Raw genomic sequence first — 25,537 nt, 5'->3', positions numbered from 1 at the left:
GAAACCAGTGGAACACAGTTTACAGGGCTGCATCTGGTTACGCAGTCACCCAAATGTTTATCCACCCGGAGGCAGTCATGAACGAACACGACCGACCTGATACCGGCACCGCCAGTAACGTCATCGACTTCCTCGCCCGCAAAGCGCGCCGCCAATCCGCGCAATCTACCTTTATCCGCCTCGCACCCGAATTGGACGGGTTGGAAATGCTCTACAGCAACAGCTCTCATCCGGGGAAATATTTTTCCTTGCGCATCCTGTGTTGGGCGCTGCGCGAAAACGGCGATGTGGTGGGCTTAGTGCCGTGGATGAAAGGCATCGTGCCCTGCCCCGAAATTGAAGATCCGCTGGAAGGGCATTTTGAGGGCTATTACGATCCGGGCATCGACGAAATTTTTTTTGATGCGCCGGAACACAAAATTATTGAACTGGAAACCAGCGCCAGCTATTACCAATTTCACTGCCAACACGAGCGCGAAGTGGTGCAAGAAATTCCCGACAACATCGGCACGCACGCTGTACTCGCCTCACAACAACCCAACACGTTGTTGCTCACCGAAGTCATCAGTTGGCAGTTGCAATGCAACGGCGAAATTCACGCCATGTTGGTGGATGGCAGCAAACCGTATCAAACACCGGTTTTACCCGGCGCAGACAACTTGTACAGCGCGCAAGAAAGTCCAGACTTTCGCTATTTTTTTCAGCACGCCATCGCCAGCAAACTGAAAGAGCAAGACCCAGAAGCGCTGGCCGCCATTGCGGCACTGGTGGACGAAAGCTGATTAGCGCAGCTTGCGTCCTTTCAGCGCCTGAATACGCATACGCAATGCATTCAGTTTGATAAAACCTTCGGCATCTTTTTGGTTGTACGCGCCGCCGTCATCTTCAAAGGTGGCGATAGTCGCATCGAAAATGGAATCATCCGATTGACGGCCAGCCACAATCACATTGCCTTTGTACAATTTGATGCGCACCACGCCGTTCACGAATTGTTGTGATTCGTCGATCATGGTTTGCAACATCAAACGCTCGGGGCTCCACCAATAACCGTTGTACACCAACGAGGCATAGCGCGGCATCAATTCATCTTTTAGATGCGCCACTTCGCGATCTAAGGTGATGGATTCAATTGCGCGGTGTGCGCGCAACATAATCGTGCCGCCCGGTGTTTCGTACGCGCCGCGCGATTTCATGCCCACATAGCGGTTTTCTACCAAATCCAAACGACCCACGCCGTGTTTGCCACCCAACGCGTTCAACTGCGCCAACACTTTGGCGGGCGATAATTTTTTGCCATTGATGGCGACGATGTCACCTTTTTTGTAAGTGAGATCAATATATTCCGGCTGATCGGGCGCTTTTTCTGGCGACACCGTCCAGCGCCACATGTCTTCTTCCGGCTCCCACCACGGGTCTTCCAAACCGCCGCCCTCGTAAGAAATGTGCAGCAAGTTTGCATCCATGGAGTACGGCGATTTTTTGCCCGCTTTGGCAAAATCGACAGGAATTTTGTGCTTCTTGGCATAAGCCATCAGCGTTTCGCGCGAGTTCAAACTCCACTCGCGCCACGGCGCAATCACTTTCACGCCCGGTTTCAAAGCATAAGCACCCAGCTCAAAGCGCACTTGATCATTGCCTTTGCCTGTGGCGCCGTGCGAGATGGCATCCGCACCCGTTTCGTTGGCGATTTCGATCAAGCGTTTAGCAATTAACGGGCGGGCAATCGACGTGCCGAGCAGGTATTCGCCTTCATAAATGGCGTTGGCGCGAAACATCGGAAACACGAAATCGCGCACAAATTCTTCGCGTAAATCGTCGATATAAATTTGCTTGATGCCCATGGCTTTGGCTTTGGCGCGCGCCGGCTCCAACTCCTCGCCTTGGCCGATGTCGGCGGTGAATGTCACCACTTCACAGCCGTATTCCTGCTGCAACCATTTGAGGATGATGGAGGTGTCCAAGCCGCCGGAATAGGCCAGCACCACCTTGTTGATGCCGGATTTACTGGCCTTTTTAGCCGGAGTTTTTACTGCTTTACTGCTCTTTGCCGCCGCCATGATGCCACCTGTGGATTGCGTGAAACGGCGCGCATTGTAAACCCGAACGCAGGAGCCTACAGCAGCTTTTCAATGTCCTTGGCGATGGCCGCAGGCGTGGTGGCCGGCGCGTAGCGAGCTACGGTGCGCCCTTCTCTATCCACCAAAAACTTGGTGAAGTTCCACTTGATGCCTTCACTGCCCAGTATCCCTGGGGCTGCCGCTTTCAAATGTGCAAACAGGGGATGTGCGTCTTTGCCATTGACTTCAATCTTGGCAAACATCGGAAAAGAGACGCCAAAGTTCAGCTCACAAAAACTGTTGATCTCCGCTTCCGCACCCGGCTCTTGATGCCCGAATTGATCGCAGGGGAAACCCAGCACCACCAAACCGCGCTCGGTGTACTGCTCAAATAATGTTTGCAGACCTTTGTACTGCGGCGTGAAACCACATTTACTCGCGGTGTTCACAATCAACAATACCTTGCCACGATAGATAGACAAATCCACAAGCGCACCATCAATTGCCGTAGCACAAAAATCAAATACATCGCTCATACACTTGTCCTGTTTTATTTTTTTAATTTATTTTATTTTTGTTGTTAGCGCATCTGCAATTGCAGTGACGCCGAGTTGATACAGTAACGCAAGCCTGTTGGCGCAGGGCCATCAGGAAACACATGCCCCAAATGCGCCGCGCAAGCACTGCATACCACTTCGGTACGCAGCATGCCATGCGTGGTATCGCGGTGTTAAGCGATAGCATTTTCTAATAACGGCTGCCAAAAACTCGGCCAACCACTGCCAGAATCGTATTTAGTATTGCTATCGAATAACGGTTGTTCGCAACATACACAGCAATAAATGCCATCGTCTTTGCAATCCCAATACTTGCCTGTGAAAGCACGCTCGGTACCTTTTTCACGACAAATGTGAAATTGCTCCTGCGTTAGATGTTCGTCGCCCATAGAAAAATCTCCTGCCTAGCAAAGCCCACAGCGATAACGCCACAAAGACAAATCCTGCCACAGTCGACGCAAAAATACCGTAACGCAACGCGGGTGGGTCGTAATAGAAACGCACTTGATGCTCGCCTACCGGCAACACAATACCGCGAAACGCTTCATTCACAAGCCCAATATATACCGGCTGATTGTTTATAGTAGCTCGCCAACCGGGGTGCCAAGTATCCGACAACACCAACACAGCAGGTTGCGACACCACAGCGCGCGCTACCACTTCCGCATTCTTTACCGAAACTGTATCTACCTTGCCCAACACACCACGCGTTACATTCAAAACATCTATAGAAACTCCTGCCGCTTTTGCGTCTGCTAACAGCGTTTGATCCTCTGTTATTACTGTACGGTGCGGATCTAAGTTTTTCGCGCCGAACAAAGAATTCATCAATGATAACGACGGCAAATAATCTGCGTTTTCAAAAACCAACGCATCGCTATCACTGTAAACCAGTGGATAATCCGCATCGTGCAACTGTTTCGAGTAACTCGCTTCCGCTGTTTTCGATATCACAATGTACTTGATACTGGCTGCATCCAATGCTGCTGCATCTAGCGTAAATTCTTTGCGTGAAGTTTTTTTACGCTTTTTACTAGATGAGCCATCCAAAGCCAGAAAGAAAAATGTCATTACCAAAATGCTTTTCGAAAAACCGCTCATACCACGGCAATAAACCTGCACTCATCGTCCCCGCCTGACGAATGCCAAACAATGCACCGTATTCCGGATACAACACGCCCTGTTGCCCAATATTCAGTATCCGGCCATCGCCGATATTTTTCTTCAGAAACTGCACTACAGGCGGCTCAGTATCGGCCATCCCATAACGCATTGGTCTTACGGTATTCATGTAACTAAACAGCTCCAGCAACATGAATACCGAAACCAACACAGCCAATAATTTCGTGCTGCACAAACGAAACTGTAACAGCAAAAGCCACAACGCAGTAAAACACCACAGACCAACAGCCACCCACACATGCGCCACCTGTTTAGCCGATGTAGGCATTCCTAGCTTGTTATACAGATACAAAAAACCTAACGCCTGCAACAGCAAAACAAAACAAACAGCTAACGCCGAAATTTTTCCTTCTGCAATGTTTTGAACACCCAATACAACCAACAACGGCAATACGACAGCAGCCGCGCAGCCCCAATATTGATTGCCAATGGAATGCAGCACCGGAATATAGTCAACAAAACCCGCCAAGCCAAAAACTCGTGCATATGAAAAAACAGCTATTGCAAGCCCTGCAAATGCCAGCCATTTTTTGGGAGGCTTACTTCCACTTACAGCACATACAGCAACCACAGAAGCCAGCATGCCGAGGTAAGAAAAGCGCAGTGTTTTTGTCTCTAGATTCATATTAGGGTACAAATCCGTTCTGTGTTGATGGCCAAAAAAATCCCAAAAATGCTGCGGCGTAAAAACGGAAAATAAATTCTCTACACCAACAGGTCTTGGCAATTTTCTTGCTTCAAAATCTGTCGCTATATCGCTAACAAAAAAAGAATGAACGACAGGGAACCACAAGAAGCCAAGCAATACAAAAGCGGATGCAACCGCCAATGTAATTAGAAAAAAATAGCTATATAGTTTTTTCACGCCATAGCCAAATCCACCGGCACTACCAAAATAAAACGCCAAGCCCAATGCGTGCACAGCCAGCAGTGTCAACATCATGGTTGTCATGATATTGGCCAACATAATGATCACATGTGCCAACACCACCAATAACCATGACGATAAATCACGATGCTGACCAAATCTAAGCAGCGAAAATAACACGATGGGAAATAAAAAATACGGCTGCCCAATGCCTGTATTTAGGTTTGGCACAGCGAATCCATTCAACAAATATACAGCAGCCCCCAGCAACCCAACCCATAGATTTGTCTGCAACACATCCAGACAAATCCGCAACATAAAATAAAAACCAAGGCAGTAAATAGCCAACAAGCCAAAATCAAAACTCATTGGCGAGGCGTCAAACAACCCCGCAGTGATTAAGGTATGAGGGGAAAACTTCACATCAACCAGTGTTTCTGGCCCCAAAGTTCCAGAAGCAGAATAGGGATTCCACCACGGCGACTGCTCACTGCGAAAATTACGCGCCATAAAGTAGTGCGCTGGCTCAAATTGATTCAATGCAGAGTTCAAATCACCGTAGCCATCGGAGGGCAGTACATTCTGATCCCAAACAGGCAGCAAGGCCGAGCTGGCACGCCAGTCTGCAGGCTTGCTGATAAAAGAGAGAATATTAGATGGCTGCAGCGTGCGATTAAAAAAAACAATATCGGGAAAGATAACGCCGCAAACAACCAGCACTGCGCAGACGGCCATCCATAGCTTTCTGCGCATAATTTTCACCAAGGATTACAGCGCCGCAGTGCCATTGATAACAGACACCGAACCTGCGCCTTTTAGCACTTTGGGTTTGCCTGCTGTGCCACCCACAGCACTGTGCATACGCGCACCGATGATGAAATCACCTTTGCCATCGCCATTGACATCGCCACTGGCCACTGCTGAACCAAAATTGTCTTTTGCTGCCGCGCCATCTTCAGACCACATTTCATCGCCTGAACCACCTGAGAACAATTGCGCACGACCGGATGCTTTACCTGACGCAGTGCTCACGCCAGGTGATCCCACTAAAATATCGTCGTAATTGTCGCTATTCACATCGCTCACTATCGCCAGAGAAGATCCCATCAGACCATTCGCCTCGATACCTGACACCTGAAATCCAGTACTCACTGAGGCTATGCTGCCAATACCTCTAAAAACCACGAACCCTCCCTTTTTCTTATCCGCAAATGGCACACCCACCACAAAATCGGCAATGCCGTCACCAGAAATATCGCCGCCGCCAGCTACGCTTGCACCGAAGCGCCCGCCTTTTTCTATGCCCGCAAGGAAAAAGCTGAACCAACCATCATTGATAGGCGTCATGAGGTAGACACTACCGGCATCTTTGAGATTGTCGTCGTCATACAACGGTGCGCCGGCTACCAAATCGCCTTTGCCATCTCCAGTGATATCACCAATACCGGCTATGGCTGCACCAAAACTATCCTTCGTACCACCGCCGTAATAATCAGCAATCTGCGCACCACTCCACGCTTGATACGCGTATACCGCGCCGGCACCTTTAAAGGTTTTGATGCCATCTGTTGTCGCAGTACCTGGTGCACCCACTGCGATTACACCGTAACCATTGCCATACAGATCGCCGACACCCGTCACTGAATACCCAAACTGCACGCCAGCGCTGCTGCCCTGCTCTTCAAAAATAGCCGTAGGCCAGCCATTAACATCCATATCAAATGCGTTGTAAGCAGCAACACGCCCGCCTTTTTTTACCAATCGATAGGCATTCCAATCAATCACCGTGCCCGGCGCACCCACAACCAAATCATCTATACCATCGCTATCCAGATCGCCTGCATTCGCTACAGACCAGCCATACAACTGTCCTTTAACCTCACCAATGTTGAACCAAATGGCTTTACCGGTTTGCCCAGAAACCACTACGACCAGCCCAATATCAGGATAGCGGCTCTTACCGTAACGATAGTCGTAGTACGGTGCGCCAATAATGGTGTCAGCAAAACCATCACCATCAAAATCACCCGCGGCCACAGAAAAACCAGCTTGTGCACCTTTGGCATCATCCTTCGCCATCATTGCGCTTTTCGAAATAAAATTGAGCCAATCGCCATCGGTCGGCAATGGGTCGTATAAATCGACCATGCCATCGCTGTCTGTATCAGCCGATTGCGGATTAGTGCCTGCCAAAAACTCCTGCAGGTTGGTCATGCTATCGCCATCGCTATCGCCCGCAGAATCATTCACACCGACACTCAAACCATGTGCCGTTTCCCACGCATCATCCATGTGATCACCATCGGTATCGACAACTGGCGCAGGGCAATTTACGCCAACCGTTTGAAATGCAGTATTCACTTCCGCAGTATTGAAAGATAAATCGTCCGCAGCACTAATCACACCACAGGCAGCATCAACATAATTCGACAACGGTGTCCAATAATTGACATTGGCGAAATAAAAAACTTTAAACGCTTTATCAACTGTCCAGCCTGGTGTATTGGCTAACAGAAAAAATGCCCGGTTAAATACACCACTGGAATAATGCACATTTAAACCATCGTAATAATCAGCCGCACTACGAATAGATTTCTTATCTTTTCTTGGATCTTCAAAATAGCGCAGCGCCTTGGTTTTTCCTTTCATGACATCCGCGCCGACCAACCAATCAACCTGTCCTTTTATAAAGTATTCAGCCGTTTCTCCAGCAATATCAGCATACGCTTCATTGATACCGCCACTCTGATCCACATATTCCAAGCCAGAGTTTTGCTCCACATTGCCGTGAGAAGCTTCATGCGCCACAACATTTAATGAAGTAGACATTGGGAGAAAAAAATCTTTGCCGTCACCAAAACTCGTGAAAGTTCCATCCCAAAAAGCATTTTCATAATCCACGCCGTAGTGCACGCGCACAATAAACATGCCGCTCAATGGAGAAGCGCCCACATAACTCTCATACATCGCATTGGTTTTTACCGCATAAAAATGGGCATCATTCAACGGCGCGTATCCGCCATTGATAGACTGAAAAGTATTGCGTGGGCATGCATAACTGTACGCCGTTTGATAGGAGTCACTTGTGCTTCCGCCAAGATTTACCGTTCTAACCTTGGGTGTTTGCATGGTGCAAGTACCGCCTGCTTGCGCCACATCCAAAAAGGGAACACCACTAGAGCCGTATTCAATCTGCCCCGTTTTTTCGTTGCCGCCAGGTCCTGTACCAACTTCGACATGCGCCATTCCATTCCATGTTTTTAAAATACGACCGTCATCAGCATCCAAAATAAAATACGGGCGCACCGGCGAAACACCGTCTGCTTCTGCCACATAGCTGATGTACCAAGCGTCGTGTGCTACATCTTTTGCGTCGAGATAAATCACTAATTTTATTTTCTCTCCACGAAATGACGGCACGACACCATCACGGACTTTCAAGTAACGATGCAAATTGTTTTTTGCTTTCAACATAGCCTCATGACTAGAGAACTGCTGTGCAGCGGCATCGTTGTCTGAAATATCATTTTCAATGCCGCCAATCGCCACACCAGTCAGCGACTGCACATTGCCCTGTGCATCACCATGCACAATCACCTGCTCGCCATACACGGGAATGCCGTGAAATTTCTGCTCATAGCGCGTATGGGTTTTGCCAGATGGGTCGCTATTTTTGCGCAACACCTGAAAATTATTGCGCGGATCCAGCGCCAACATCTGCTGCAATGAAGGCACGGATGCTCCCCCACCGTTCACTGCGCTTGATGCCGACCGCAGCGCCGCGTGATCAACACCTCGTACATTGACGCGCTCGGCAGCAACAACTTGCTGTGCCGTCATTGCCCCAACCGCAAGCAACAAAGATGTCCGCACAAAAGAACCGAGACACTGGAATGTTTTTTTACGCATAACTCTCCCCTTTTTGTAGGCTTGGAACACCGACTCAATGACAATCTACCAACCGGCGTATAATGACCGGCGAAGCTCATTAACTGTCTTACGATACTGCAATACACGCAGGATATCTTTATGAAACCCATCAGCAAATCAAAAAAATTAGAAGGCGTTTGCTACGACATTCGCGGCCCTGTGTTGGAAGAAGCCTACCGCATGGAGGAGGCCGGCCAGCGTATCTTGAAGCTGAACATCGGCAACCCGGCACCGTTTGGCCTCATGGCTCCCGACGAGATCCTGAGAGATGTGGTGTACAACTTGCCTCAGGCCGAAGGCTACAGCGAGTCCAAAGGCATGTTTGCTGCCCGCAAAGCCGTCATGCACGAAACCCAGCGACAGGGCATTCCCGGCGTACAGATCAACGATATTTATCTCGGCAATGGCGTCAGCGAATTGATCACCATGGCGTTACAAGGCCTGTGTGATAGCGGAGATGAAATTCTGATCCCTGCGCCGGACTATCCTTTGTGGACAGCATCCACCTCGTTGGCGGGCGGCACACCCGTGCATTATTTGTGCGACGAAAACAATGATTGGAATCCAGATATTGCCGATATCCGCAGCAAGATCACACCTAAAACACGCGCCATTGTAGTCATCAACCCGAACAACCCTACCGGTGCGGTTTACGACCCAAAAATTCTGCAACAAATTGTTGACCTTGCCAAAGAACACGGCTTAATTATTTTTGCCGATGAAATTTACGACAAAATTTTGTATGACGATGTCAAACATACGCCGATTGCAACACTCGCCACGGATGTATTGTGCGTTACATTTAACGGCCTATCGAAAACTTATCGTTTAGCAGGTTTTCGCTCCGGATGGATGATACTTAGCGGTAACAAAGCAATTGCTCGCGATTACATCGAAGGCTTAGACATGCTGTCGTCGATGCGCCTGTGCGCCAATGTGCCCGCACAATTTGCTATTCAAACGGCACTGGGTGGCTATCAAAGCATTAACGAATACACACAAGACGGTGGACGCTTACGCGAACAACGCGACACTGCTTGGAAAATGCTGAACGACATTCCGGGCGTGAGCTGCGTTAAACCTTTGGGGGCGTTATATATGTTCCCGCGCCTCGATCCTAATGTTTACCCCATAAAAACGACCAGCAACTCGCGCTAGATTTATTGCGCCAGAAAAAAATTCTGATTGTGCAGGGATCAGGCTTTAATTGGATTGATCAACAGCATTTCAGAATTGTAATACTGCCGCGCAAAGACGATTTGCAATATGCCATCGAACAATTTTCTGATTTTATTCAAAACTATAAGCAATAACGCACAGGAAACAGAAGCGTGAGCGATATTCATATCGACGATTTTTACAAAGACGCTGGCCGCATTCTGTCTGTGCTGTATCAATTCTTTCCACGCCCCTACACGGTGTATGTCGCCGACATTTCCGGCCCCGACGAACCCGACGAATACGGATTGCATAGCAACCGGCACAACGCCTGCTTCAGCACCATGATCTGGCTTGCGGATGCCGGCTGGTTGAAATTTGTAGACACCATCAATAAAGACGCTATTGACCAAGCTGTACTAACCAATAAAGCACTCAGCTTGCTCACCACACGCAGCGCAATCCGTTTTCACATAGAAGAAAATGACGCGCCGCCGTCTGTGGCGGACACTAGAGCCAGTCACATCCACCAACTGCGTTTAGCGTTGCGCAGCGAAGAATCTTTCTCCATTCGCCGCATCATGATGCACCTGTTAAATACCACAACGCACTAAGGAATTCTTAGCAGCACCTTCACCGAGTTATTTACCGCCGCCGCATCCACATAGCCAATGACATTCGGATTGGCACGCACTAAAGCCAACACAACCGCATCATCTGCAACTTTTTTTGGCGGCTGCCCTTCACCAGAAAATACTTTGCGCGACCAATACGCATTTAATTGCGCCGCACCTTTTTTGATCACTTTGGCATAAAACATCGAGCGCGTTTCTTGATCATCTTTTTGATCAACAGGAATCAATTGTGTGCCATCTTCCAATACATCCAACTGGCTGAGAAAAATAGCCGCCGCCTGCGCCTCAGTAATTGAAACAATCGAAACGCTTTTGTTCGCAATAATCGCTATCTCTGCCTGTGTATTAGCCGCACATACCGCCATTATCAGCAAAAGAAAAATTGACCTAATTATTTTCATCAATCTTTTATTTCCACATGTCATTAATATTGTCTTATATGTTTTGCAAAACTGCATGCGCCTGTTGATCTGCATGATATGACGAACGCACCATCGGACCACTGGCTACCTGCAAAAAACCCATACTGTGAGCCAGCGCTGCCAGTTCATCAAACTCCTCAGGCGTGACAAATCGCTGCACAGGCAAATGCGCTTTACTCGGTTGCAGATACTGACCGAGCGTCAACATCGACACATTGTGTGCGCGCAAATCCAGTAGTACCTGTTCAACTTCCTCTGTGGTTTCACCCAAACCCAACATTAAACCCGATTTAGTAGGAATCGCTGGCTGCTTTTCTCTAAATTGCTGTAACAACTGCAAGGAGTGTTGATAAATAGCGCCAGGGCGCACAGCCTTATACAGACGCGGAACAGTTTCTAAATTGTGATTCAGCACATCGGGAGGGTACTGCGCCAATACAGGCAACGCCAATGCCAGCTGATTGCGGAAATCTGGCACTAAAATTTCTATCGTAATTGACGGACTGCGCAGGCGCACTTCACGAATACACCCCGCAAAATGTGCAGCACCACCGTCTGGTAAGTCATCGCGATCCACTGAAGTGATCACCACATACCGCAAGCCCAACTCTGCTACAGCTTCTGCCAAGTGCAGAGGCTCTTGCGCATCCAAAGGCAGTGGGCGACCGTGCGCCACATCGCAAAACGGGCAACGACGCGTGCAGATTTCGCCCATGATCATGAAAGTTGCCGTGCCACTGTGAAAACACTCACCGAGATTGGGACACGCCGCTTCTTCACACACCGTCGCTAGCTTTCTGTCGCGCAAAATACTGCGTACGCGCTGCACAGCGGCACCGGAAGGAATACGCGCGCGAATCCACGGCGGCTTGCGCTGGAGGTTGTCGCTAGCAATTAGATTCACTTCCGCATGACGCACCTTCTCAGCATCGCGCAGCTTTTTTCCAACAGGTACATGACGAGGAGATTCCGTCATACGCCATTCGTTTCCCATGTAACGGATGAACTGTGCAACACATCGGCGAACTGTTTTACCAAACTTTGCTCAATAACCAGCCGAGTTGGCAATGGTGAGAGCCACTGATCCAAGCGCGTGACACGCTGTCCCGCCACGCCACAGGGGTTAATCGCAGAAAAAGGCGCAAGATCATTAGAAACATTGATTGCCATCCCGTGATAACAACCTTTTTTCGTGATACGCAGACCCAGTGCAGCAATTTTTGCTGCGGTATTGTCTTTACCGCACAGATAAACGCCAGGCGCATTGCGTTGCGCAAAAGCCGTCAAACCTTGTGCATACAACCAACCAATCAGCATATTTTCTAAAGCACTCACTAGCGTTCGTGCGCCCCATTGCAAGCGACGCACATCTAACAACGCATACACCATTAACTGACCTGGGCCGTGCCAGGTAACTTGTCCACCGCGATCCGTCTGCACTACGGGTACATCGCCCGCACACAATACATGTTCAGCTTTACCAGCTAAGCCTTGCGTATACACAGGATGATGTTCTAACAACCACAATTCATCCGCCGTCTTTTCATCGCGCGTTGCGGTGAACTGCTGCATACGATGCCAAATATCAGCGTAATGCTGTCGCTCAGCAAACTGTCGCACAATCAACTTTGCCACAGCATGCACATCCCTTCACAACACCATACGCACCAAAGGATGCTCTTTCAGATCCGCAAAAATAGCTTGCAGCTGTTCTACACCTTGCGCCGTAATGGTGATGGTCAATGCTTCGTAATTACCGCCATTGCTGGTGCGAATACTGATATCAGTTTCCGTAATTACACCAGCATGTTTTTCAAAAATACTCACTGTTGCGCCGCGAAACTCATCGCCCGCCACACCCATCACCTTGATGGGATAGCGGCAGGGAAACTCAATTTTTGGTGGCTCTTGTGTTGTCACGACTCACACCGGCTTGCCAAACAAACCACTAAAGAATCGCACCAACTGATCCCACAATGCGCCAAAGAAGCCTGCACGCTGCACTTCCTCTTTTGCCACAACATCCACAGTTTTCACAACTTCTTCGCCATTTTTTACGATGATCTGACCAATTTTTTTCCCAGCGGTCAGCGGAGCAATCAACGGACTATCCAGCTTGACTTCATGTGTCAAATTCGCCGCCACATTGCGCGGCAAAATCATCGCCACTTCCACGGCAGGAACGGCCGTCACTTGATCGCTCACGCCTTCCCACACGCGTGGCGTGCCGAGCACGGCATCTGCTGCATACAAACTAACCGATTGAAAAAAACGGAAACCATAGTTGAGAAGCGCGGCGGAATCCCCCTCACGCTCTTTGATACTTGGCGCACCGATGACAACAGAAATCAATCGTGTATCGTCGCGTTTTGCTGAAGCCACCAAACAAAAACCACAACCATCGGTGTGACCCGTTTTCAAGCCATCAACCGACGCATCTTTCCATAACAAACCGTTGCGATTTTGTTGCTTAATGCCGTTATAAGTGAATTCTTTTTCTTTGTGCAGTGGGTAATCTTTAGTTTGGACGATGTGACGGGAAAGCGTTGCCAAATCACGCGCAGAAGAGTAATGGTCTTGTGCGTCCAAACCGTGCGTATTGACATAGTGTGTGTTGCTCAGCCCCAATTTTTTTGCATATTGATTCATCAAATCAACAAACGCCGCTTCTGTGCCAGCCAAATATTCCGCCACGGCAACCGTGGCATCATTACCCGATGAAATAATAATGCCGCGATGCAATTCCAATAGCGTGACGGGTTTATTCGGTTCGATAAACATCAGCGAGGAACCATTTTTCTTGGCATCAAACTCCGGGCTTTGCGCCCATGCGCGCGGACTCACTGGCACAATATCTTCATTGCGCACACGACCAGAATCCACCTCGGCAGACAAAACATAGCTCGTCATCAACTTGGTGAGACTCGCCGGCGGAATGCGTTCATCAGCATTGCGCTCCAACAACACTTGACCACTGGCTGCATCCATCAACAACCACGCTTTTGCATTGAATTCCGGCGCCGCCGGTACAGGCTCTGCTGCCATTGCCGTATGCGCTGCTGCACAAACAACCGCGAGAGAAAAATACTGGAGCAATTGCCGAGAGTGTTTAATAAAATTCATAGTGCATCCGTCGTTAGCAAACAAAGTGCTATTGTAGCCACGCACCCCTACTCACACCATCACGCATGATCACAACGCACGAACAACAACTCTCCAATGGCTTTGCAATTGGCTGGCTGACACTCGCCCTACCTCGCACCCTGAATGCGCTGACGCTTGACATGGCGCGCACTGCACTGCTGCAACTGGAGCAGTGGGTAGAGCGGCGCGACATTGCCTGCGTGGTGTTGCGCGGCGAAGGGCGCGCTTTTGTGCGGGTGGCGATGTGCGACAGATGCGCCAAGGCATTCTGGACGGTGACGACTATTGCGAGCGTTTTTTCGAACAGGAATACCGTCTCGACTACGCCCTACACTGCTACCCTAAGCCCGTCTTAGTTTGGGGACACGGCATCGTGATGGGGGGCGGGTTGGGGCTATTCATGGGCGGCTCGCACCGCGTAGTCACCGCATCCACCCGTATGGCCATGCCAGAAATCAATATCGGCCTCTACCCCGATGTCGGTGCCAGCTATTTTCTCAACCAGTTACCTGCCGGATTGGGGCTGTTCTTGGGTATCACCGGCTGCGAGTGGAATGCCGCCGATGCCATGGCCTTAAGCATGGCGAACTTTCTCCTAGACGACTCTGCAGCAGAGCAACTACCGACACTGCTCAGCACAGCCGCTTGGTCAGAGGATGCTGCCAATAACCACACCCAACTCACCGCCACCCTGCGTGCCCTGCCTAGCACTCATATTGAACCCGTGCTGACACCGCACAGCGAGCGCATCCGCACTGTCTGCGGCAACCTACCCGCAGCCGTCGCCGCATTGCCCGCTCTCGATATTGCCGAGCCGTGGTTTCACACCGCGCTGCACAATCTCGCCCACGGCTGCCCAGTCACCGCTCGCCTAGTAGAGCAGCAACTGCAGCGCGGGCGCGAGCTCCCGCTGGTGGATATCTTCCGGATGGAGTGGTGTATGTCCGTGCAATGCAGCCGGCACGCCGACTTTCCCGAGGGCGTACGCGCGCATCTGGTGGATAAAGACAAACAACCGCGCTGGCAGTTTTCTGCTATTGCAGATGTGCCGAACGCCTACATTGAAGCGCATTTTCAGTTGCCCATCGCGAGCCACCCGCTCAACGATCTGGCTTGAACCAGCCAATTTCATGGGATATGTGCTCGACGCGATTCAAAAACTGCGGCGCTGGTGTACACTGGAACGCGCAACAGTTTCAGCAGCGGTAACGATACTTCCATCATGCAAATCAAACCCATCAACAGCCTACCGCGCGACAAAGTAGACAAACTGCTGGCCAGCATTCCGTTCTATCGCGATGTCTCCAAATCCGAACCTTGGCAGTACGACATCCTGTTGCGCCACTCGCGCATCGTGGAGTTGGAGCCGGGCGAAATCGTGATGAAAAAAGGCAGCATCGACACTTGGATGTATTTCGTACTGAAAGGAAAACTGGCTGTCTATGCCGATGATGCCAGCGAAAACGCACTGGCTATCAACTACATCACGCCTGGAGAATTGTTTGGTGATTTAGCCATTTTGGCTGATGGCAAACGCAATGCCACCGTGGCTGCCGACCGTGCCAGCAAAGAGATCTCACTGTTCGGCACAGACTTTTCCGTTTTTGGGAAATTGGATGAGATCAGCGGCATCAGCCTCAACACAAAACTGATTTTCTACCGCAGCATGGTGCATGGCGTGCGCTGGAAATTAGAAGTCTACAAAATGCAGCACCCTAACCATGCATTGGTGGCAAAAGGTCGCGCTATCAAAATGTACATGGGGGTCAAAGGCGGCAAAGAAGAGTTAGTCGCCTTGCACGAGCAGGCCGTTGCACTGGCCGAAGTGCTCAAGGATTGGAACGGCGAGTTTGGCGCCCTCTCACTCGGCAACACAGAGACAGAGTTCAACCCATCCTTGGCGAAAGAGCTCTAGCCTCCTCCGCCAGTTCCAAAGAACCCTTACTGGTTGCTCTCAGTCGGGCCATCGATGGGTAATACCGGCTCGCCTGACACCCGCCGCTCAATGTGCGCCACCAGCAAGCGCAGCTGCTTGAGATCCTCATTAAAGCTATCCAGCGTTTGGTAATTGAGCCACAGCAATACGGCGATAATCGTCAACAATACGCAGATAAAGAAAGTACCCACAACGGCCTCCTATGACCTGTAGTGTGATGCACATCACACACCATAACTTTACATTTCATCACTAGCGCAATATCGCAAGACCAGTGCGGCAATTGCAGATAGTGGCACGAAAACAAACAGCCAATAATAACCATGAATAACTACACGATTCCACCTGCGCAACATACCGCAAGACAGACGGAGCACTACTCTTGAAAAAAACTTACCTCATCGCCAGCTTGATCGTTGTGCTTGTGTCTCTATGGATGTTCACCGGTGTTTTCAAAACAAGCACCCCGCACGAAACAACCAATGAAACTGTCTCCGAAACAGACAGCAACCCGCAACACGAAGTAGCGCGCGTACGCGTATCTCATCTCACTGCAGAAAAGCAACGCGTGGAAATTGTGTTGCGTGGTCGCACCGAAGCTAAACGCATCGTTGAAATAAAAGCTGAAACAGGTGGCCGCGTTATCGCTGTTCCCGTTGAGAAGGGACAGCGTGTCAAAAAAGGCGATATCTTGTGTGAATTGGCAAACGATGGTCGCAATGAGCGCCTAACACAAGCACGCGCTGCGCAAGCAAAAGCCAATATCGACTACGAGGGCGCGCAGCGTTTGCAAAAAGACGGCCTACTCTCTGCCACATCACTCGCCGCTAGCAAATCCGCAATGGAAAGCGCACACGCTGCACTGCGCACAGCAGAGCTGGATGTGGAATATGTCCAAATGCGCGCACCTTTTGATGGCTTTGTGGAAGATCGCCCCGCAGAAATCGGCGCGTTACTAGAGCGTGGCTCTATTTGTGCGCGCCTGTTTGATGAAACATCACTGCTGGCAACTGGACAGGCATCCGAGCGCGAAGTCGCAACACTGACCCTGAATCAACCTGTCGTAGTACATACAACCGGTGGCGATACCGTCAACGGAAAAATCAACTTCATTGGTCGCACCGCAGACCCACAAACACGCACCTATCGCGTGGAAGCCACTTTAGAAGCCGGTACGCATTTGCGTGATGGCATCACAGCGCAAATTACTATTCCGCAACAAGAAGTGATGGCACACCGCATCACGCCTGCTGTTCTTGCGTTAGATGACGCAGGAAAAGTTGGCGTGCGAATTATCAACACTGAACAGCGTGTTGAATTTCACCATGTCAGCGTTGTGCGTGAAAGCAAAGACGGCATTTGGATTACCGGCTTGCCAAACGAAATTGAACTTATTACGGTCGGCCAAGAAATGGTTGCCGATGGCGACAAAGTAGAAACAACACCAGATAGCGAAACCAAGGCGAAATAATGAATACTTTTCTTAATTTCATTATTGATAGAAGCCGAACAACTCTCAGCTTGCTCGTACTGCTGATGATTGTGGGAATTTATTCCTACCGTCATTTACCGGTTGAAGTCACCCCCAATATTGCCACGCCGTATGTTTCAACTACCGTGGTATTAGAAGGTGTCTCACCGCAAGACGGCGTACGCCTATTAATAAAACCTATGGAAGTGGAATTGCGCAGCATAGACGGTGTAAAAGAAATCACCGCGCGCGCCATGGAAAACATGGTCAATGTAGTGATTGAATTTAATAACGACATCAACACAGACGCAGCCATAGCTGATGTGCGTGCCGCGGTTGATCGTGCGCGCGGTGAATTTCCTGATGATGCAAAGGAACCCATCATCAAAGAAATCACCTCCGATGAGTTTCCCGCCATCGTCTTGAGCTTGGTTGGAAAAAATGCACAAGAGCGTGTGCTCTACAACAATGCGCAATCACTAAAAAGAAAAATTCAAACTATTCCCAATGTATTGGAGGCAAAATTAGTTGGCCACCGGGAAGAAGTATTAGAGGCCGTAATCGATCGCAACAAATTAGAAACTTACGGCATCAGTGGCTCAGAGTTAATTAATGCAGTCAACGCCAACAACCTATTAGTGCCTGCCGGCGAAGTGGACACCGGACTCGGGCGCTTTTCTGTAAAACTACCGGGCCTAATTGAAAACTATCAAGATCTTTATAACCTGCCGCTACGCGCCACATCCGATGGCGTAATCAAATTGGGTGATGTGGCTGATGTACGCCGCACTTTTAAAGATGCCTCCACCATCACACGCGTAGATGGCAAACCAGCCATTTCGATTGAGGTTAACAAACGCGCTGGCGCCAACATGATAGAAGTCGCCAATGCAGTACGCGCACTAATTGCTGCCGAACAAAAACATTTACCCGCCGGCATTGAGTTAGTTACCACATTCGATCAAACGCCGTTCTCACTGCAAATGGTGTCTGAACTGCAGGGCAATATTCTTGCGGCATTAGTGTTGGTGTTAGTCGTCGTGGTAGCGGCTCTCGGCACACGCTCCGCCCTGCTGGTGAGCTTGGGTGTACCCGTTGCTTCGTTAGGCGGCATCGCCGTTATTTATTTTCTTGGTTATTCATTTAACTTCATGGTGCTGTTTGGACTATTGCTTGCCATCGGCATGATTGTCGATGGCGCCATCGTGATCGCGGAATACGCCGACTGCAAAATGGCTGACGGTCTATCACCACGCGAGGCTTATATCGCCGCTTCAGTACGCATGTTCGCGCCCGCTACAGCCTCGATGTTGACGACACTGTGCGCTTTTTTGCCACTGATGTTTTGGCCCGGTATCGACGGGGCCTTTATGCGTATTTTGCCCGTCACCGTATTTGCCGTATTGGCGTGGTCTATTACTTTCGCGTTGGTCTTTCTACCCGTTCTAGGCGCACTGTTTGGCAAAGCTGAGCTTGACGAAAAAAGCATTCAAGAACTGCGCACACTAGAACACGATGACCCGCGCAAACTCGGCGGAGTCACTGGCCTGTATGCCAGATTAATTGAGCAAGTATTGCGCCGCCCAATCCTTTCTATTGTGTTTTCCTTGTTTAGCTTGTTTGCAATCTTTGTGGCCTACGAACATTTGAGCGTAGGAACCGTTTACTTCACCGAATCAGAAACTGAGCACGGTGAAGTGAATGTTAGTGCACGTGGCAATTTATCCGCACAAGAATCAGCCGCATTAGTGACGGAAGTTGAAAATATCGTCAGAAATATTGGCGGCGTTGTTTCAGTTTATACCAGCGCATACCCACCGGGCACTGCACAAGGTCGACGCAATGCATCGGAAGATGAAATTGGTCATATGCTAGTGACGCTAGAATCCACACATACGCGCAAGCGTTCTGCCGATGAAATTTTCTGGGAGGTGCGCGAAAAAACAGCACATCTTTCTGGCATTCGTATTTTCGCTGACAAGCTCAAAGGCGGACCACCTGTCGCTAAAGACATCCAAATCGAAATGCGATCAGATAATCAAGAAATTTTGCAGGTAGAAGCAGCACGCATACGCGAGCATCTAGAGAAAAACATCAAAGATTTAGTTGATATTGACGACACCATGCCGCTACCCGGCATCGAATGGGAAATTCAGGTGGATCGCCAACAAGCTGCACTCTACGGCGCCAGTGTCGGCTTGGCCGGATTATCTGTACAGCTAATTACTAACGGCGTGTTAGTTGGAAAGTATCGCCCAGATGACGCAGAAAACGAGGTGGATATTCGTGTGCGCTACCCTGTTAAAGAACGCAATATTGAAGCATTGGATGCACTGACAGTGACTACACAGCAAGGCGCTGTGCCGCTTAGCAATTTTGTAGATCGCGTCGCCAAACCGCGTGTCAACAAACTGCAAAGGCTTAATGGTTCCGGTGTGGTATCCGTGTATGCCAATGCAGCACTCGGCGTTTTACCTAACGATAAAATTTCTGAAATTCGCCACTGGTTAGAAACCGATGCCAAGCTTAATCCACAAGTAACTTGGCGCTTCCGCGGTGCAAAAGAAAACGAAGAAAAATCCGTTCAATTTCTTGGCATCGCTTTTTTACTGGCCATGCTGCTGATGCTGGCCATGATGGTGGCGCAGTTCAACAGTTTCTATCAAACTTTCTTGGTGCTGTCGTCGGTTGTGATGTCTACGGCCGGTGTGCTGCTAGGGCATATGATCTTTCGGCAACCATTCAGCATTATTCTCGGCGGCGTTGGCATCGTGGCTTTAGCGGGCGTTATCGTGCACAACAACATTATTCTGCTCGACACTTACAACCATTTGCGCCGCAGTCAGCCAGAACTCTCTTTGATCGAACTCGCTGTGCGCACCGGTGCGCAGCGTCTGCGTCCTGTTTGTCTTACCGTCATCACTGCGGGTTTGGGGTTGGTGCCGTTGGCTTTGGGCATCAGTATCGACTTGGTCAGCCGCGACATCACCACACGCGGCATGGTTGCTAATTATTGGAAGCCATTGGCAGCATCCTTGGTGTACGGTCTCACTTTCGCCACCGTTTTGACGCTCGTCATCACGCCAATGTTGATGATTATTCCTGAGCGTTTGAAGCAGTGGTGGCAGGAGCGGAAATCGCCGTAGCAGCGTTTTGATTGCTGATGTTGTCTGCCGTAATAGCAAATGCAGCTAGCAACATCAGCGATACCGCAACCCATACACGCGACAAACTGGCTTCAGCAATACCTGACACAGCCAACATGGCTACTGCAGAAAAAATACCCGCGGACAAACCGCGCAATGCCGATGTGTGGTGTGATTGACTCCACGCACGCCATGCGTAAAACAAGGATGCACACAGCAAACTCAGCAAACTCAGCAATCCGCCGACACCACGCTCCGCCAACTGTTCCAAATACAAATTGTGCGCCCAGAGCATAGGTCTTCTATCCGGCATTGCATCTAATACATACCCCGCCTTAGCAAGAAATGCAAAATAAACATCGCCAAACAGCCCAGGGCCTTGCCCTACCCACGGCCGATCAAGAAACATAACCCAAGCGGCATGCCACACATACGACCGAGAAAATAAAAATATTTTTTTAGCCAACCACCAGCCAGACAAACCGTCCAGCACAATACCGACTATCAACAATAACAACGCAGCAGGCACAAACCAACGCCGACCTAACATCGCGACAACCAGTAATTGCCCTGCCAATAGCAATACAACAGCTTGCCGGCTCTGCAACTTTTCACTAACGATTAATGCCGCAAGAAAACAACATACAAACAACACGCGCAACCAACGCGCACCCATCCATGCCATGCCCAGCAGCAACGGCATTACCACTGACAACACCAAAATATCGTTGGGGACGATTAACAAAAAACTATCCATAGCCTTAACAGCTTTTAATGGCTCTCCATCCACCACCAATAACAAAGCGCGCCAAGATGCCGCCACCTGTGCAAACATGATCAGCACAAACACCAACACGACGACGCCTATTTTTTTCGAGGTATTAATCGTGTCGACCGACAAGACATACAGAAACAACCCACCCAACAGCGGCAACTGAATATTGACACTCTGCCGCATGTCTTTTGAGATAAGCGTCGTGATAGCTGCAATAAGCAGAAAAAAAAATAGCGCCCAATGGCGCAAAAATATAGTTTGCCAATAAGAATATTCCCGCTGGCTAACAAGACGGGGCATTAAGAAGCCCCTCCCCAACGCGGCAACAAATCATGTGCAATATCCAATTGATCAAGTATGCGCGCCACAACAAAATCGATGATGTCGTCCAACGAGCGGGGATTCTGATAAAAACCTGGGCTAGCTGGCATGATCGTCGCGCCCAAATGCGCCAACTTGAGCTGGTTTTCCAAATGGATAGCCGAAGCGGGCATTTCTCGTGGCACGATAATTAAGGGGCGTTTTTCTTTAATTGCGACATCCGCCGCGCGCTGCACCAAATTAGTACTGGCACCGGTGGCGATTGCTGAAATTACTCCACCAGACGCAGGGCAAATAATCATCGGTATTTTGCCACCCGTACCCGATGCCGGTGGTGCCAACCAATCCATATTGCCAAATACTTTGAGCTGGTTGGGTTGCGCTGAAAAGCGATTCAGTAAAAAATTTTCCAGCGTCGATATTTCGGCCGGCAATTCCAAACCCATTTCCATTTTAACAACTGTGCGTGCTGCATCAGAAATCATGAAATAAACACGGCGTTGCGCTTTCAATAAACATTCGAGCAAACGCAAGCCGTAAGCAGCACCCGATGCACCTGTCATAGCCAATGTAATCGGTGTCAGCGTATCTACCATGGTGCAGCTTCCGCGAAGAAAATCACTGTTAAGTGCTTACCGCTTTTTTTCAGAATACGCGGTGTATTACGAACCAGCAAGAACAGGCTTGATATACGAAATAGGCGCCGATGCATCATCGTCTTCAAAGGTCACCACTTCCCACGCATCGCGCTGCTCGATCAGTTTTCGCAGCAGCTGATTGTTCAGTGCGTGGCCCGATTTGTGCGCTTTGAACTCACCAATCAAACTGTTGCCCAATAAATACAAATCGCCGATGGCATCGAGCACTTTGTGCTTCACAAATTCATCGTCGTAGCGCAATCCGTCTTCGTTCAACACGCCGCTCTCATCAATGACGATAGCGTTATCCACACTACCGCCTTGCGCCAAACCTTGTCCGCGCAAGTATTCAATTTCATGCATAAAACCGAAGGTGCGCGCACGACTGACATCTTTTACAAAAGACGTACTAGAAAAATCAATTTCAGCCGTTAAATCGCGGCCATCAAAAGCAGGGTGGTTAAATTCAATGGAAAAAGAAACTTTGAAACCTTCAAATGGTTCAAAACTTGCCTGTTTATCTCCCGCACTGACTTCCACTTTTTTCTTAATGCGAATAAAGCGCTTCGGTGCATCCTGCTCATCAATGCCCGCAGACTGCAGCAAAAAAACAAAAGGGCCTGCGCTGCCATCCATGATAGGCACCTCAGGTGCGCTCAACTCCACATAGGCATTGTCGATACCCAAGCCCGCCATGGCTGACAACAAATGCTCGACTGTTGATACCCGCACATCACCTTTCATCAAAGTAGTAGACAGCGTGGTATCACCGACATTTTCTGCACGCGCGGCAATTTCAACGGGAGGATTCAAATCCACACGACGAAACACAATACCGGTATCAATTGGCGCTGGCTTGAGCGTCAGATAAATTTTGTCGCCAGTGTGTAAACCGACGCCGGTAGCTCGAATGGTATTCTTGAGAGTGCGTTGACGAATCATTGAAACGGGTACCACTGCAAACTGCTGGATTTCAAGGGTTAAAAATGCTGCCGCATGTTACCAGAGGGCTGGCGAGGGGCAAACCCCAAGCAGAACAGTAATATTGGCTATCTATTTGTATTTGTTAACTTATTCTCATTTTTTTATTTCAATAATCAGTAGAAATGGGCCTTTCCTTCTGGGCGGCGCTTGAAACGCTTGTACTCCCACTGGTACTGCTCGGGTATCTCACGCACAGCCTCTTCTATCACAGCATTCATGGCTGTTAGCGAGGCGCGAGCATCTTCTGTGTTAACTGCATTGGCATCGCGAAACACCACATCAAAACCTTCACCGTTGGGAAGGCGCTTGGCGTTCACCTCGAGCAACTGTGCGCCAGTTTTTATTGCTAAGCCATGCACCAAGGTCATGGTGAGTGTTTCAACGCCAAAAAATGGCGCAAAAGTGCCGCTTTCACGCTCAGGTTCTTGATCGGGCAAGACCACAATACAGCCGCCCGCCTTCAGTGTTTTCATTAACTCGCTCACGCCTTTGCGATTCGCCGGCACCATGGTGGCGCTGGCGCGGTTGCGCACCGCCTGCATCCAGCTATCCAATGGGCGAATTTTTGGCGGTTTGTACATGGCCGTGAAATGTGTGTGTGCAGTCAAAATGGGGTGCAGCATTTCCCAAGTACTTAAATGCGGCATCAATAAAATTAACCCACGCTCACTTTTACAGCGCTCCGCAAATAAAGTTTCTCCTTCGATACTGAGGATCACCGAACGACATTTCTCTAAGCTCCAGTTCCAACACGCGCCAGTTTCAACAATCGTCTTACCTGTTTCGATTAAACTTTTTTGCGCTAACGAATCAATCTCTGTTGCGGAAAGCTCAGGAAAACACAATCGTAAATTTGTCACAGTTGTTTTTGTCATGCGGGAACGACTAACCCACAACAACCTCCCCAGTACAGTGCCTATGCGCTGAATAGAGCGTAAAGACAGTAGTGACAATAGTTGATAGAACCATATTATCGCGCGCGCCTTGATATGCTCAGCAGCTGGAATCAGATCGGCAACTGTACTTTCTATTTTCATTTACCCAATCCTAATTCTTGTGTTTTTTCTCAAAAAAAAACCCTGCCACTTCTGACAGGGTTTTTTATCATCAGTAGAAAATCACTCAATGATTTTTGCAACAACACCCGCGCCGACGGTACGACCGCCCTCACGAATCGCGAAGCGCAAACCTTCTTCCATGGCGATCGGATGGATCAGCGTCACCGTCATGGAAATGTTATCGCCAGGCATAACCATTTCTACACCGTCAGCCAACTGGATTTCACCCGTTACATCGGTAGTACGGAAGTAGAACTGTGGGCGATAGCCTTTGAAAAATGGCGTGTGACGACCACCTTCATCTTTTGACAGCACATAAATTTCAGATTCAAATTTGGTGTGCGGCTTGATGCTGCCAGGCTTGGCCAATACTTGACCACGCTCAACATCTTCACGCTTGGTACCACGCAACAACGCACCAACGTTTTCACCCGCGCGACCTTCATCGAGCAGTTTACGGAACATCTCAACACCGGTAACGGTGGTTTTGGTGGTGGCACGCAGACCCACGATCTCAACTTCGTCGCCCGTCTTGACGATACCACGCTCTACACGACCGGTAACAACCGTACCGCGACCCGCGATAGAAAACACATCTTCAATCGGCATCAAGAATGGCTTGTCGATAGCGCGCTCTGGCATTGGGATATAGGTATCCAATGTCTCTACCAGTTTCTTCACCGCAGAAGTGCCGTAGCCGTTGTCGTCTTTACCTTCTACCGCCATCAATGCAGAGCCGATGATGATTGGGGTGTCGTCGCCCGGGAAGTTGTACTGACTCAACAGTTCACGCACTTCCATTTCTACCAATTCCAGCAGCTCAGCATCGTCAACCATGTCCGCTTTGTTCAGGAACACCACGATGTAAGGCACGCCTACCTGACGCGACAACAAGATGTGCTCGCGGGTTTGTGGCATTGGGCCGTCAGCAGCAGAACACACCAGAATCGCGCCGTCCATCTGGGCAGCACCGGTGATCATGTTTTTTACATAGTCAGCGTGTCCTGGGCAGTCCACATGCGCGTAGTGACGCTCAGCAGACTCGTATTCCACGTGCGCTGTGTTGATGGTGATGCCGCGTGCTTTTTCTTCAGGCGCCGCATCGATCTGGTCATACGCTTTTCTCTCGCCACCCCAAACTTCCGCACACAATTGTCAACGCTGCGGTCAACGTGGTTTTGCCGTGGTCAACGTGGCCAATCGTGCCAACGTTTACGTGCGGTTTCTTACGCTCAAATGCTGCCTTTGCCATGAT

The 25,537-nt window shown here is 49.6% G+C and carries 22 protein-coding genes and 3 pseudogenes; 8 read left to right on the top strand and 17 right to left on the bottom strand.

Annotation, left to right across the window (positions count from 1 at the left end; all coding sequences use genetic code 11):
* Window positions 1-77: 77 nt before the first annotated feature.
* Window positions 78-782 carry a hypothetical protein gene (locus IPK30_07675; GenBank protein ID MBK8103148.1) on the top strand — a complete coding sequence of 235 codons (705 nt, stop codon included), beginning with the start codon at window positions 78-80 and terminating at the stop codon, window positions 780-782.
* Here the strand turns inward: IPK30_07675 and IPK30_07670 are convergent, their stop codons facing one another.
* The 6 genes and pseudogenes from IPK30_07670 to IPK30_07645 form a co-directional block, all read right to left on the bottom strand.
* Entirely contained in the window at window positions 783-2,057 is a 1,275-nt protein-coding gene (locus IPK30_07670; GenBank protein MBK8103147.1) for an argininosuccinate synthase, read from the bottom strand. It abuts the gene before it with no gap.
* Window positions 2,058-2,113: 56 nt separating this feature from the next.
* Window positions 2,114-2,593 carry a glutathione peroxidase gene (locus IPK30_07665; protein MBK8103146.1) on the bottom strand — a complete coding sequence of 160 codons (480 nt, stop codon included), beginning with the start codon at window positions 2,591-2,593 and terminating at the stop codon, window positions 2,114-2,116.
* A gap of 44 nt (window positions 2,594-2,637) precedes the next feature.
* A pseudogene (gene msrB, locus IPK30_07660) lies at window positions 2,638-3,003 on the bottom strand (peptide-methionine (R)-S-oxide reductase MsrB).
* A complete protein-coding gene (locus tag IPK30_07655; protein MBK8103145.1) occupies window positions 2,957-3,685 on the bottom strand; it encodes a YfhO family protein in 729 nt (242 codons plus the stop codon). The pseudogene msrB and the gene IPK30_07655 overlap by 47 nt, the downstream one beginning before the upstream one ends.
* Window positions 3,648-5,417, bottom strand: a complete 1,770-nt coding sequence (locus tag IPK30_07650) for a hypothetical protein (GenBank protein MBK8103144.1) — start codon at window positions 5,415-5,417, stop codon at window positions 3,648-3,650. The genes IPK30_07655 and IPK30_07650 overlap by 38 nt, the downstream gene beginning before the upstream one ends.
* Window positions 5,418-5,432: 15 nt before the next feature.
* Window positions 5,433-8,504: a M4 family metallopeptidase gene (locus IPK30_07645; GenBank protein ID MBK8103143.1), complete on the bottom strand. Its 3,072-nt coding sequence runs from the start codon at window positions 8,502-8,504 to the stop codon at window positions 5,433-5,435.
* A 189-nt stretch (window positions 8,505-8,693) separates the two neighbouring features.
* On the opposite strand from IPK30_07645, the pseudogene IPK30_07640 reads away from it, so the two are divergent.
* Together IPK30_07640 and IPK30_07635 are read left to right on the top strand one after the other, a co-directional pair.
* Window positions 8,694-9,907 (top strand): annotated as a pseudogene (locus tag IPK30_07640) (pyridoxal phosphate-dependent aminotransferase).
* An 18-nt stretch (window positions 9,908-9,925) separates the two neighbouring features.
* Complete coding sequence (locus IPK30_07635) at window positions 9,926-10,366, top strand: hypothetical protein (GenBank protein ID MBK8103142.1); 441 nt, start codon at window positions 9,926-9,928, stop codon at window positions 10,364-10,366.
* On the opposite strand, the gene IPK30_07630 is transcribed toward IPK30_07635, so the two are convergent.
* The 5 genes from IPK30_07630 to IPK30_07610 form a co-directional block, all read right to left on the bottom strand.
* On the bottom strand, window positions 10,363-10,752 hold the full coding sequence (locus IPK30_07630; protein ID MBK8103141.1) for a phosphate ABC transporter substrate-binding protein: 390 nt from the start codon (window positions 10,750-10,752) through the stop codon (window positions 10,363-10,365). The genes IPK30_07635 and IPK30_07630 overlap by 4 nt on opposite strands.
* A 70-nt stretch (window positions 10,753-10,822) precedes the next feature.
* Window positions 10,823-11,785, bottom strand: a complete 963-nt coding sequence (lipA, locus tag IPK30_07625; GenBank protein ID MBK8103140.1) for a lipoyl synthase — start codon at window positions 11,783-11,785, stop codon at window positions 10,823-10,825.
* A complete protein-coding gene (lipB, locus tag IPK30_07620; protein MBK8103139.1) occupies window positions 11,782-12,444 on the bottom strand; it encodes a lipoyl(octanoyl) transferase LipB in 663 nt (220 codons plus the stop codon). Before lipB ends, lipA begins: the two co-directional genes overlap by 4 nt.
* A gap of 15 nt (window positions 12,445-12,459) precedes the next feature.
* Window positions 12,460-12,729 carry a DUF493 domain-containing protein gene (locus IPK30_07615; protein MBK8103138.1) on the bottom strand — a complete coding sequence of 90 codons (270 nt, stop codon included), beginning with the start codon at window positions 12,727-12,729 and terminating at the stop codon, window positions 12,460-12,462.
* A 3-nt stretch (window positions 12,730-12,732) separates the two neighbouring features.
* Window positions 12,733-13,932, bottom strand: coding sequence for a D-alanyl-D-alanine carboxypeptidase (locus IPK30_07610; protein MBK8103137.1), 1,200 nt, complete (start codon window positions 13,930-13,932; stop codon window positions 12,733-12,735).
* Between the two features lie 65 nt (window positions 13,933-13,997).
* On the opposite strand from IPK30_07610, the gene IPK30_07605 reads away from it, so the two are divergent.
* The 3 genes from IPK30_07605 to IPK30_07595 all read left to right on the top strand — a co-directional run bounded on the left by IPK30_07605 (window position 13,998) and on the right by IPK30_07595 (window position 15,868).
* Window positions 13,998-14,309, top strand: coding sequence for an enoyl-CoA hydratase/isomerase family protein (locus IPK30_07605; protein ID MBK8103136.1), 312 nt, complete (start codon window positions 13,998-14,000; stop codon window positions 14,307-14,309).
* Window positions 14,207-15,070: an enoyl-CoA hydratase/isomerase family protein gene (locus tag IPK30_07600; protein MBK8103135.1), complete on the top strand. Its 864-nt coding sequence runs from the start codon at window positions 14,207-14,209 to the stop codon at window positions 15,068-15,070. Before IPK30_07605 ends, IPK30_07600 begins: the two co-directional genes overlap by 103 nt.
* 105 nt (window positions 15,071-15,175) lie before the next feature.
* Window positions 15,176-15,868, top strand: coding sequence for a cyclic nucleotide-binding domain-containing protein (locus IPK30_07595; GenBank protein ID MBK8103134.1), 693 nt, complete (start codon window positions 15,176-15,178; stop codon window positions 15,866-15,868).
* A 26-nt stretch (window positions 15,869-15,894) separates the two neighbouring features.
* Here IPK30_07595 and IPK30_07590 read toward each other — a convergent pair whose 3' ends face one another.
* On the bottom strand, window positions 15,895-16,080 hold the full coding sequence (locus tag IPK30_07590) for a hypothetical protein (protein ID MBK8103133.1): 186 nt from the start codon (window positions 16,078-16,080) through the stop codon (window positions 15,895-15,897).
* Between the two features lie 191 nt (window positions 16,081-16,271).
* Between IPK30_07590 and IPK30_07585 the strand changes: the two genes are divergently transcribed.
* Complete coding sequence (locus tag IPK30_07585) at window positions 16,272-17,360, top strand: efflux RND transporter periplasmic adaptor subunit (GenBank protein ID MBK8103132.1); 1,089 nt, start codon at window positions 16,272-16,274, stop codon at window positions 17,358-17,360.
* Window positions 17,360-20,506 carry an efflux RND transporter permease subunit gene (locus IPK30_07580; GenBank protein ID MBK8103131.1) on the top strand — a complete coding sequence of 1,049 codons (3,147 nt, stop codon included), beginning with the start codon at window positions 17,360-17,362 and terminating at the stop codon, window positions 20,504-20,506. Before IPK30_07585 ends, IPK30_07580 begins: the two co-directional genes overlap by 1 nt.
* Here IPK30_07580 and IPK30_07575 read toward each other — a convergent pair.
* The 5 genes and pseudogenes from IPK30_07575 to tuf form a co-directional block, all read right to left on the bottom strand.
* A complete protein-coding gene (locus tag IPK30_07575; protein MBK8103130.1) occupies window positions 20,457-21,464 on the bottom strand; it encodes a hypothetical protein in 1,008 nt (335 codons plus the stop codon). The genes IPK30_07580 and IPK30_07575 overlap by 50 nt on opposite strands.
* Before the next feature lie 116 nt (window positions 21,465-21,580).
* On the bottom strand, window positions 21,581-22,198 hold the full coding sequence (locus IPK30_07570) for a UbiX family flavin prenyltransferase (protein ID MBK8103129.1): 618 nt from the start codon (window positions 22,196-22,198) through the stop codon (window positions 21,581-21,583).
* Window positions 22,199-22,264: 66 nt separating this feature from the next.
* Complete coding sequence (locus tag IPK30_07565) at window positions 22,265-23,182, bottom strand: UDP-3-O-acyl-N-acetylglucosamine deacetylase (protein ID MBK8103128.1); 918 nt, start codon at window positions 23,180-23,182, stop codon at window positions 22,265-22,267.
* A 155-nt stretch (window positions 23,183-23,337) separates the two neighbouring features.
* The gene (locus IPK30_07560; GenBank protein ID MBK8103127.1) at window positions 23,338-24,261 is read right to left on the bottom strand and encodes a lysophospholipid acyltransferase family protein; all 924 of its coding nucleotides are present in this window, start codon (window positions 24,259-24,261) and stop codon (window positions 23,338-23,340) included.
* A gap of 81 nt (window positions 24,262-24,342) precedes the next feature.
* Window positions 24,343-25,534: pseudogene (gene tuf / locus IPK30_07555) on the bottom strand (elongation factor Tu).
* Window positions 25,535-25,537: the final 3 nt, after the last annotated feature.

The organism is Cellvibrionales bacterium (genome assembly GCA_016713115.1).
GTDB lineage: Bacteria > Pseudomonadota > Gammaproteobacteria > Pseudomonadales > UBA7239 > UBA7239.
The sequence above is the reverse complement of the archived record's forward strand: the minus strand, read 5'-3'. Positions and strand labels throughout refer to the sequence as shown.

Excerpts from the sequence above, each read along its gene's own strand:
- IPK30_07675 (MBK8103148.1), top strand. The coding sequence starts at position 78 with ATGAACGAACACGACCGACCTGATACCGGCACCGCCAGTAACGTCATC.
- IPK30_07670 (MBK8103147.1), bottom strand. The coding sequence starts at position 2,057 with ATGGCGGCGGCAAAGAGCAGTAAAGCAGTAAAAACTCCGGCTAAAAAG.
- IPK30_07665 (MBK8103146.1), bottom strand. The coding sequence starts at position 2,593 with ATGAGCGATGTATTTGATTTTTGTGCTACGGCAATTGATGGTGCGCTT.
- IPK30_07655 (MBK8103145.1), bottom strand. The coding sequence starts at position 3,685 with ATGACATTTTTCTTTCTGGCTTTGGATGGCTCATCTAGTAAAAAGCGT.
- IPK30_07650 (MBK8103144.1), bottom strand. The coding sequence starts at position 5,417 with ATGCGCAGAAAGCTATGGATGGCCGTCTGCGCAGTGCTGGTTGTTTGC.
- IPK30_07645 (MBK8103143.1), bottom strand. The coding sequence starts at position 8,504 with ATGACGGCACAGCAAGTTGTTGCTGCCGAGCGCGTCAATGTACGAGGT.
- IPK30_07630 (MBK8103141.1), bottom strand. The coding sequence starts at position 10,752 with ATGGCGGTATGTGCGGCTAATACACAGGCAGAGATAGCGATTATTGCG.
- lipA (MBK8103140.1), bottom strand. The coding sequence starts at position 11,785 with ATGACGGAATCTCCTCGTCATGTACCTGTTGGAAAAAAGCTGCGCGAT.
- IPK30_07610 (MBK8103137.1), bottom strand. The coding sequence starts at position 13,932 with ATGAATTTTATTAAACACTCTCGGCAATTGCTCCAGTATTTTTCTCTC.
- IPK30_07605 (MBK8103136.1), top strand. The coding sequence starts at position 13,998 with ATGATCACAACGCACGAACAACAACTCTCCAATGGCTTTGCAATTGGC.
- IPK30_07600 (MBK8103135.1), top strand. The coding sequence starts at position 14,207 with ATGCGCCAAGGCATTCTGGACGGTGACGACTATTGCGAGCGTTTTTTC.
- IPK30_07595 (MBK8103134.1), top strand. The coding sequence starts at position 15,176 with ATGCAAATCAAACCCATCAACAGCCTACCGCGCGACAAAGTAGACAAA.
- IPK30_07580 (MBK8103131.1), top strand. The coding sequence starts at position 17,360 with ATGAATACTTTTCTTAATTTCATTATTGATAGAAGCCGAACAACTCTC.
- IPK30_07575 (MBK8103130.1), bottom strand. The coding sequence starts at position 21,464 with ATGCGGCAGAGTGTCAATATTCAGTTGCCGCTGTTGGGTGGGTTGTTT.
- IPK30_07570 (MBK8103129.1), bottom strand. The coding sequence starts at position 22,198 with ATGGTAGATACGCTGACACCGATTACATTGGCTATGACAGGTGCATCG.
- IPK30_07565 (MBK8103128.1), bottom strand. The coding sequence starts at position 23,182 with ATGATTCGTCAACGCACTCTCAAGAATACCATTCGAGCTACCGGCGTC.
- IPK30_07560 (MBK8103127.1), bottom strand. The coding sequence starts at position 24,261 with ATGAAAATAGAAAGTACAGTTGCCGATCTGATTCCAGCTGCTGAGCAT.